Here is a 10,075-nt window from a genome sequence, read left to right on the forward strand (position 1 = left end):
CCAATTAGTCTATACGCTTTTTCGTATAAATTCATCAARCCTTGTATTTTGCGCTGATCGCCTTCAGCTAAGGGCTTATACAGGCTATATATAATCGCAGTATCAAAACCTAAATTCGCAAGAGATAATAGAGTCAATATATTTGTGAATAGCCCATTAACACCCAAGTATTCGATACCGAGTGTCGCAATGAATACCGTTCTTACGACTATCCCCATAACAGAGCCGATGACTTGACCAGAAAGCCCAAATAGCATATTTTTGATGGAGTTTTGTATTCTCATATCATATCCTTTTTAACGAGAATTCATCATTATTCTATTTAGCTTCGTTGCAATTTTCCTTTTGATTATAGGGAAAAATTTGGTCAAACGATATTTAAGCAACGCTTTTTTACGTTCTGCTTCAAAATCATAATCCAAATACCAGTCAAGCAGTTCCTTAAAGATAACCTTGTCCTTATTCGCTATCATTCTTTCTTGTGTTTTTTTCCAATAAATTGCGATAAACGTATCCGTTAAAAACTTCACTTCTCTCTCTAAAAAGAGCTTAAGATGAGTAGAAAAAGGATACGGTATATTAAAACCAAAATTTTCAGGATTTTCTCCTTCAGCGACAATACCTAATATCGTTCTTAAACATTTTTCACAATTGCAGCAGTTCTCTTTATTTTTGAAGCACACTCTAATTGATAAGGGTTCTTTAGTTACTAAATAATGATCAACAACAACCCTCACTTTGTCCTGTCTGGTCAATTCGAAACCATCATGAAAAACTTTTCCGGATGCATATCTAATTTCATTGTCAACTGTCGGGTCAGATGCACAAGAGGTTTTAAATAACGGAGTGTTCGAGCTGGCTATATACAAGCAATCAATTTTTAGCTTATATGCAATAGGAATGGCAGCAGAAATAATGGCCAAACCATGATGCAATCCATGCCACCAGCTGTCACCTAATCTCTTTCTGAAATCATAGTCTATATTGCTTGCAATAATAAAAGTTCCGTAATTTGATTGAATCAGGATGTTCTCTAACCCATGCTTCTCAGCAAACGAAACCACATTTTCTTTATCCGAGTCCCACACCTCACTCATCTGTATTTCATCATCATGCCACCCATATTCTGTAATCAACAATGGTTTTTTATGTTTAATTCGTGTGAAAGTAGTTACTGCATCCAGACCACCGCTAAAGAAAGAAGCAGCTTCATGTGTTGGAATATACTTGTTTTCATTTATACTGCTTACTATGAGTGATCCATGAAAAGGAACATTAGGAAACATCATTTGATAAGCAGCTTTCACATTCGTTAAACAATCAAAAAAGGACTTATCTAAGTCCTTTACTTTTAGAGATGAGTTTGTAATCCATATCAGTGGAATGACATTTGATACAAACGGTATTGCTAATATACTATTCGGAATTTCGGACAGGTCATGGTTGTATTCAAGAAACATGTGATTATTCTTATTAAAATACTTTTGCAAATCACCCTGAATGCTGAAAAAATAGTCTACTCTATTCTTATCTACAACTATGTTATCTAGTGTAATTCCGTTCATATTGGCCTCCAATTTAGCAGTTCATAATTATTCTTTCTTATATGCAGAGTTTTTAATTGATGTGCTTAGTTTACGAACTGGCTTAGCCACTTCTCTACATTTTCAAAGTTAACATTTACTTTTGTAATAATTTCCGAGTTAATTAACTTTTCAAGATGATCAATTTCTTCTCTATCAATAATATTCAGATTATAGGATTCATTCATTCCACGTGCTCTTTCATCAATAGCAATAATAATAGAACGCTTCTTATGTCGAAGTGCATATATCCCTGCATGCAATCGCGTTCCCACAAAGTCAACATCGGTTTTGAGAATCATTTCATACTCGTCAACAGATGGAGGAATAACCTTTATATTTTCTGTTCTACTGAGAGATTTAAAATAACTTAAGTCTCCTGATCCTTGTACCCAAAAATAAACAGTTTTATAATTTTTATTAAGTATATCAATCAATAATTGATCTTTAACCAGGTTCTTAGAGTAATCAGTTAGTGTAAAAATAACCGACTCTGCTTTTTTAGTTGGAATTTCTTTGCAAAACTGAGGCGTGAGCGACCACATTGTAGGACAACCTGTATTCAGTACTTTTAACCCCATTTCTTCCAGAAACCTTTTTGTCCTTTCATCTCTGACACTATGGATAAAGTTATGAGACAAAACTTTAGTATAAAGTTTTTTGGTGTAATTCGTAATTTCAGTTCCTTTACCTGCACCGACTCCGACGAGTACACTTTCCCTTAATGGACCGTAGTTAAACATATTTATATTCCACTGCGGAAAACGATTAAGCATATCCATCGTTAACAAATTTGTCCCGCATACGAACTTATATTTTGCATTACTATATAAATTTTGTGCGTAAGATCTTCTTATAACCTGATACCAATGAAAAGGCGGGACATGAGTTGGTAAGGTCACTACAAATTTATTTTCCGTTATAGGTCTCAACTGATTTCGCGCGCACTTCATGATGATTTCATCACCCTTGTTAAGAGATCCTACGGATGTGTCTAGCAGTAATATATTTTCCATTAATATAATTCCTCCTGATATAGTTATTATAAAGTTCTTAATAAAGAACAAGTGAGCAAAAAAAATAAGGTATTCACTAAAATACCAATTCATTTCAACTTAAAAATTATCTCTTATTACATATTAGTTCTTTATAGTGAACACGTCAATACGAATATTATTCTTCTTTACTAAATCGATCTAGTCCGAGACTAGATTCAACAGACTTTCCGCTCTCCCGTTTCTATTCATAAGATAACGTAGTCACGTGTGACTTTAACTTAATGATTGAAGCTGAGGGAGGACTTCTTCTGTGTCCATGTACCCGTTCGGATTTGCATATTGCCACCGCCAGGAATCAGCACACATCTCCTCAATACCTTTAGCAGCAAACCAATCTAGTTCTTTATTAGCTTTAGTTGTATCTGCATAGCATTTGGCTACATCGCCTGATCTGCGATTAATAATCCGATACGGAATGTGACGACCTGACACTTTCTCGAAGGCAAAAATCATTTCCAGCACACTATAACCCCTGCCTGTTCCTAAGTTATAAACACCAACACCTGTTTTATCAATAACTTGTTTAAGAGCCTTTAAGTGCCCGTTAGCAAGATCAACTACATGTATATAATCTCTGACGCCAGTTCCATCAATTGTTGGATAATCACCGCCAAATATACTGACTTCATTCAGCCTTCCTACGGCGACTTGTGAAATGTACGGTAACAAGTTATTCGGAATACCGCTTGGATTTTCCCCGATTCTTCCACTTAYATGTGCCCCAATTGGGTTAAAGTATCGTAGAATCGAAATTCCCCATCCCGAATCCGATTTGGCTAGATCCTGTAATATTTGTTCCAGCATGAGTTTTGTATGCCCATATGGATTTGTTGCAGCAAGAGGAAAATCTTCTGAAATAGGAACTTGCTCGGGCAATCCGTATACTGTGGCTGATGAGCTAAATACAAGCCTCTTAACCTCGTATTTCTTCATAACCTCACACAACACTAAAGTACTCGTTATGTTGGTATAATAATAAGAAAGAGGCAATCGAACAGACTCACCTACAGCCTTAAGACCAGCCAAATGAATGACTGCTTCAAAGGAGTGTCGTTTAAAGATATCGTCTAGTCCTTCTTCATTCAGAAGATCTAATTTGTAAAAAGTAAACGATTTATTTGTTATTTCAACTAGTCTCTTTAATACTATCTCATTACTGTTGGACAAATTATCAACAATCACAACTTCATAATCAGACTCAAGAAGTTCTACACAAATATGGCTTCCGATATACCCCGCACCGCCAGTAATTAATATAGCCATTTAAAAAGCCTCCTTTCATTATTTAACGAATCTTAAACGATAATATTGTAAAGTTTGTCCAGCTCATTACTATTACTATAATCTTTATCCTTAATGTTACTGCTCAATATATTTCTCAGTTCATTATCTTCATATAATCGCTCTATAGCATCCGCGATTCCACACGGGCTTAATTTACAAATTATTCCATCAAATCCATCAATGACTTGACTTGATGAAGTTGGATAATCCGTTATGATAATCGGTTTTCCTAGTATTTGAGCTTCTGTAACCGTTACTGCTTTCCCCTCGTATCTCGAAGGCTGCACATATAAATCACAGCTTTTTATATATGGATAAGGATTAGCCTTTTTACCTAACAGAGCAAATTGATCAACCAAGTTATATTTAGCAATCAACGCCTTAAGCTCCACCTCAAACCCGCCATCTCCAACCACATACCATTTTATAAATGTCAAACCTCTATCATGCAACATCCTTAGTGCTTCTATAGCCATATCGAATCCCTTGACGTAGGAGAGCCTACCAACCGATACTATATTAAAGGTTGTCTCTGCTATTTCAGAAGTTTTTTTATCTTCAATTGCCATTTTTTTAATGAAAGCAGGTGATGTAATATTTTCTATTTGTGTGATTTTGTTTATTAATGAGGGATATTTGCTCAGAAAGGACTCCGTGCAGGCGGTTGATATGGAAGCAATATAATCAAATTTGTTCCAAACGGCTAAGTCGAGTTTATTATCAATTTCTAGCTGGCTATAGTCCGTATGAATCCAAGCAACCTTCGTCCTAGACCTCACTTTGTTCGCGATTATGTCATGAGGCCATGCGTAACTAATCGTAAGGTCATACATTTTTTTTTGTGGAGGAATGAAATAGGTCGTATATTTAGTAGCAAGCTGCATTTGAATGTATCCCGATCCTTCATTAAGCTTTCTTGCTTTGGATTTTAATTGAGCAATGTTCTTGGACATGATTCGAATAACAGATGCTATATAGTGACCTTCCCTTATACATTGGATAACAGGCTTACGGAACACAGTGTACTTACTTATTTCTGGTAGCACATTCACTTTTTCTGGTATTAGACTCATAAAATCACCCTTGTGACTGAAGATCAATAGATCTACTTGGTATGAATCATAATCAAAGCTTTCCAGCATATTAATAAGACTTCTCTCAATACCGCCTATTTCCATATCATATACAGATATCAAAATTTGCTTTTTCATACGGTTTCCTTTACTTGTAATAATGTATTTTTTGCAGCCTTAGAGTCTTTGTAACTAATAAATTTGTTCTCTCTCTTATTTAGAAATAACGTATCGGCAGGGATATTTCCCTTTACAATACTACCTGCTGCGATCACAGCATGGTCTCCAATTATTGTGTCTCTTAATATGACTACATTTGAGCCGATCCAGACGTTACTTCCTATAATTACCTCACCTTTAATAAGATGCTCCTCGGATGATCCCTTGTAGTTGTGATCATGATCGTTGATACATACATTTGGGGCAATCTTTGTGTTTCTTCCAATAGTTATTTTGCTCACGCAGTTTATAGTGCAGTTATCATTTATAAATACATTTTCACCTAACAGTAACTCACCTTCAAAATCCATCCTAATACTTACATTTTTCCTTATAAAAACAAATTTCCCAATTGAAAGTTTGCTTTTCTTATTAAAAATTTCAATCGTACTGTTAGCCTGTAAGGTGAATATAGAAGCTCGAATGTTTTTGAAATATAACAACCTGTAAGACAAGCCTCTTAATACACCTATCAGTTGTGACAGATTCATAGTAGCAGTACTTATCAAACCTCTACTTCGGTATTGTATAAGTACTGTTTTGACTATTTTTATTAAAACCYCCATCACTATTCTCCTTCTATTTACCGTTCTACTATTTATCAATCTCATTACCTAACTTCCTATCCTCCACTTTCCCTAATTTTCTCCAAGTCCACAAAAATGGCCGTAATGGAAAATACAGAAAATGAAGTGACTTCGGCAAAGGCAGTGTTTCTGCATCCTCGGGGTAAGGGTAAAGAAAGCTTGCAATGAATATTATTTTCTGACGAAGTGTAAGTAAAGAGAATAAGTAGCGGCTATGATACTTTTTCACATCCTCAGGCACAGGCGGAGAATGTAAATTCACCATCCTTTGCACATAAAATATGGCATCCTCAGCTAACCATTGTGCCCTCCTACCTGTGAGCAGCGGCATCATCTCTTCCCGCAGTGGTACCGATAGCAGCCGCGCCGCTAGAAAAAGTGCTTGCCCACCAATATGCGTATAATCATGCTTCTTGAGTAATCCGATTAGTTTGGGCCAATCTAATCGTTGATTTACCAATTGTTTAATATCCAGCAGCCAGCGAAGTCTTGACCAACCATGTCGCGCACCGTGAGAAACGAGGAACATAAACAAATCTTCTCTACCCAAATAATAGATTGGTCGGTTAATAAGTGAACTCTTCCTCTTACGTTCCCAGAGGTCATTGAAATGGGGTTCCTTCGAAGGGGCTGGATTTAATCTCCAGTGAACWTCAACCTTTATGCCTTTACTTTCATGAAGAAAGGTTATGTGGTGATGTCTCCATTTCCAATCATTCAGTATAGAAACAATATAATCATCTTTTATATAACCAAGCGCTATGAGTAATTCTTCTGCCTTACTAAGTTCCTCGGACGGAATAAGGAAATCTAGATCACAAGAGGTCCTCAGTGAGACATCTCCGTACAAATCAGCCGCGATAACCGGTCCTTTAAGAAAGAGAGAACGAATGCCTTGCTCAGTGAATACCTTTGTAATTTGTTCCATCTCTCCACTTAAAGCGAGCATTTGCAATGTATTTCGATAATAGTCACGTTGGAACATTTGAGACACAAAAGTAGGTATATCGATAGATTTCATCTCTTGCAGCCTGCGATTTAAAGGTGGGAAAACTCTATGATGTCTGGCCAATTCAATAAATCGATCCCAGTCTATTTCACACAGCAGCTCCTGAATTTCGTAATTATGAGTTATTCCCTGATCCATCGCAAGAAGTCCAAGCAACAGTCGCATTTCATTAGATAGGTCTCCTGTATGGAGAATGACGTTGTTATTCATGAATTTCTCCTTCTTGCTAATTAGACAATAACGAACAAAATTATTTTTGTTGTTCTATAAAACGAACACAAGTACACAATATCACCCTTACCACCTATTGTCAATCTATTTACTAACTGAATCTACTATGAAACAAAGCTATTTTGCACTCTATTTCCATCAGCTTCAGCCAGAACAGTTTGAATACATTTTATTACACGAGATTGATCCTCTTCTGTCATGCTGGACCCTGATGGTAGACAAATACCTGATCCAAATAATTCTTCTGATACATTTTGGTTCTCCTCATGCGAGTAATAACGTTTCCCCTTAAATAGAGGCTGTAAATGGAGTGGCTTCCAAACATGTCGTGCCTCAATATTTTCCGCCGTTAGTACTTCCAGTAAGTATTGAACAGAAACCCCTGTTTTTTGTAAATCAATTGTTAAAGCGGTAAGCCATCTATTCGATTTGGTGTTGTTCAATTCAGGCATGAACAGGATTCCTTCTACATGGTCCAATGATTGTTTATATTGTTCGAATATTCTTCTCCTTGCGGCTACCCTTTCATTCAAAACCTCTAACTGTGCCCTTCCAACACCAGCAAGCAAATTACTCATTCGATAATTGTAGCCCATTATACTATGTTGGTAATGGGGAGCATTGTCTCTCGCTTGTGTAGCTAAGAAGCGAGCTCTGCGCAATGCATCCTCATCATCCGAAATCAACATTCCTCCACCTGAGGTTGTAATAATTTTGTTGCCGTTAAAGGAGTACACGCCAAATTTCCCGAAGGAACCGCTCTTTGTTCCGTTRTAGGTTGATCCAAGAGATTCCGCTGAATCCTCTATAACAGGTACGTTATAGTAATCACATAATGAAAGGATTTCTTGCATCTTTGAGCTTTGACCGTATAAATGAACGACAATGACTGCTTTAGGCATTATACCTTCCCTGTATGCATCCTCCAAAGCTCTCTGTAATGCTTGAGGAGACATATTCCACGTTTCGGGTTCAGAATCAATAAATACTGGCTCCGCACCTAAATAAATAATCGGATTTGCACTTGCGATAAATGTAAAGCTCGAGCAGAATACGTAATCACCTTGTTTTATATCTAACAAGCAAAGTGACAGATGTAGTGCAGCTGTACCAGAACTGACTGCAACAGCGCCATTAACACCCGCATATTCCGCTATCTCCTGTTCAAAAGCATCAATATGAGGTCCTAGAGGCGCAATCCAATTGGAAGCAAAAGCCTCACTAATATGATGCTGTTCTTTCCCACTCATGTGAGGAGGGGAAAGGTAAATTTTTTTATGCTCTGATAACATGAGCTGCTTCACCTTCCTTAATAAATAAATGTTTAGACGCATTTATTTCTGTTAATTTTCTTAAATCGTCGATTTGGTGTTGTGCTTCATATTCCTTGTCCATGCATACATTTGCATATATTCCATGTTCTCTAATAATTTGAACAGTTGTCCAACCTAGCTTGTTAGCTGTAACAAAATCCTTTTGTAAGTTATCGCCTACATACATGCACTCCTGGTGAGGAACCATCAATTGTCTACTAACTTCTTCGTAAATAAATGGACTAGGCTTCCAATTCTCTCTCCCGAATGAATCAGATAAAATAACAGCATCGGTTTTATCTTTTAGGTTTAAAGCGGCTATTTTTCGTTCTTGACCTAGTAAATAACCATCAGAGAGAATACCAATTTTCACCTTATCCTTAAGTTGATTTAACACCCACAATGCGTCATTTAACAAATAAATATCCGGTTCGTGTGAGCGATAACAGTGAACCAATTCTCTGATTGTTCTTTCATCATAGCTAATTCCTAGCTTCTCAAGAGTTTTATTAAATATGAGTCTTTTGTCTGTTGAATGGAAAAGAAGTGTAGCTATGTTATAGAAACCAGATACATTATAATTACTTCTGATATAATGATCGACTGCTTTAAATCCGCTTTTCACATATTCTTTTTCTTCATATAACGTGTCATCCAAATCAAAGACGATCGCTTTAATTGCCATAAGCAAATTCCTTTGTAAATATGGCGTCATCGTACCTAAGCATAGTCAGTTGATCACACCAACTATAATCCTGCCCCTCATCGAATGTTTCTCCTCGTCCAATTCTGATAGTCCACAGCGGGAAATCCGCCCCCGCCTCAATAGCTAGTGGAACTCCGCCTCCAAAGCGCGGGTTGATTTCAATAAAAGTAATAGCTCCATTTGCTTGTTTGAAGCATTGTAACGTAATACAACCTGCAGCGCCTGGAAGCGTACGGACAACCCGTTCAACAGCCAATATCACATCTTTATCTTTCATAGTAACTCCTTTGCTTACTTCTCCGGCTCTTGTTTCAATACGAAGTCTTGGTACGATCGTTTTAATATTGCCACTAAAATCAATCATTACATCAACAGTAAACTCTTCACCCATTACAAACTCTTGGATCATCGCATTAGGTATGTAATCTTTGAAAAATTGGAGTTCTCTTTCGTTATGTATCTTTGTTACTCCTAGACTAGAACTACCGTTTTTAGGTTTAATTAGAAGCGGAAACTGATATTGCTTATCCCTTATATCTTCTTCACTGTATACTTTAGGAGTAAGAATATGATTTTCTGAAAAGAACTGGTACGTTTTATGTTTATCAGAAGCAATTTCATTCAATTCACAGCTTGATAACATTAATTTCACATTCATTTCATCAAAATAGCATTTATTATCAGCCAACAATTCGAGCTCCGAATCAATTAAAGGAATAATAAGATTAATCCTCTCTTCTCGGCATATCGAAAGCAGTATATCCAGGTAATTTTCCTCCGTAACCCTTGGTACCAATACATGACGATCACTTATAAAAGCTGTAGGTGCTGTAGCTTTGAGGTCTGCAGTCACAATCTTTCCATTAATCCCGTGTAAGTCATATGCTTCTTTAAACTTCTTTAWTAAAGAGACTCTTCTTCCCGAGCTTGTAAATAAGATATTAATTTCATCATCCCTCATGATTTATGAAACTCCCCTCAAATACTGGCATTGTTGCATGTTCTGCATTAC

9 protein-coding genes and 1 pseudogene are annotated in these 10,075 nt (G+C 36.7%); all 10 read right to left on the reverse strand.

Translation table 11 applies throughout. The features are described from left to right. Positions 1 to 284, reverse strand: a pseudogene (locus tag AC1DWN_RS19290) (lipopolysaccharide biosynthesis protein); the annotation flags it as partial. Between the two features lie 12 nt (positions 285 to 296). Then, a complete protein-coding gene (locus AC1DWN_RS19295; protein WP_477560526.1) occupies positions 297 to 1,565 on the reverse strand; it encodes a peptidase in 1,269 nt (422 codons plus the stop codon). A 65-nt stretch (positions 1,566 to 1,630) separates the two neighbouring features. Beyond that, positions 1,631 to 2,599 carry a polysaccharide pyruvyl transferase family protein gene (locus AC1DWN_RS19300; RefSeq protein ID WP_477560527.1) on the reverse strand — a complete coding sequence of 323 codons (969 nt, stop codon included), beginning with the start codon at positions 2,597 to 2,599 and terminating at the stop codon, positions 1,631 to 1,633. 255 nt (positions 2,600 to 2,854) lie between these two features. Continuing rightward, positions 2,855 to 3,904, reverse strand: a complete 1,050-nt coding sequence (gene galE / locus AC1DWN_RS19305) for a UDP-glucose 4-epimerase GalE (protein ID WP_477560528.1) — start codon at positions 3,902 to 3,904, stop codon at positions 2,855 to 2,857. Between the two features lie 32 nt (positions 3,905 to 3,936). Then, entirely contained in the window at positions 3,937 to 5,136 is a 1,200-nt protein-coding gene (locus tag AC1DWN_RS19310; RefSeq protein WP_477560529.1) for a glycosyltransferase, read from the reverse strand. Next, complete coding sequence (locus tag AC1DWN_RS19315; RefSeq protein WP_477560530.1) at positions 5,133 to 5,828, reverse strand: acyltransferase; 696 nt, start codon at positions 5,826 to 5,828, stop codon at positions 5,133 to 5,135. Before AC1DWN_RS19315 ends, AC1DWN_RS19310 begins: the two co-directional genes overlap by 4 nt. Beyond that, positions 5,812 to 7,023, reverse strand: a complete 1,212-nt coding sequence (locus AC1DWN_RS19320; RefSeq protein WP_477560531.1) for a nucleotidyltransferase domain-containing protein — start codon at positions 7,021 to 7,023, stop codon at positions 5,812 to 5,814. The genes AC1DWN_RS19315 and AC1DWN_RS19320 overlap by 17 nt, the downstream gene beginning before the upstream one ends. A 125-nt stretch (positions 7,024 to 7,148) precedes the next feature. Further along, positions 7,149 to 8,336: a DegT/DnrJ/EryC1/StrS family aminotransferase gene (locus AC1DWN_RS19325; RefSeq protein ID WP_477560532.1), complete on the reverse strand. Its 1,188-nt coding sequence runs from the start codon at positions 8,334 to 8,336 to the stop codon at positions 7,149 to 7,151. Further along, the gene (locus AC1DWN_RS19330) at positions 8,320 to 9,042 is read right to left on the reverse strand and encodes an HAD family hydrolase (protein ID WP_477560533.1); all 723 of its coding nucleotides are present in this window, start codon (positions 9,040 to 9,042) and stop codon (positions 8,320 to 8,322) included. The genes AC1DWN_RS19325 and AC1DWN_RS19330 overlap by 17 nt, the downstream gene beginning before the upstream one ends. Continuing rightward, positions 9,032 to 10,024 carry an ATP-grasp domain-containing protein gene (locus AC1DWN_RS19335; RefSeq protein ID WP_477560534.1) on the reverse strand — a complete coding sequence of 331 codons (993 nt, stop codon included), beginning with the start codon at positions 10,022 to 10,024 and terminating at the stop codon, positions 9,032 to 9,034. The genes AC1DWN_RS19330 and AC1DWN_RS19335 overlap by 11 nt, the downstream gene beginning before the upstream one ends. Positions 10,025 to 10,075 lie beyond the last annotated feature (51 nt).

The organism is Paenibacillus sp. P4_A7, from assembly GCF_056402455.1.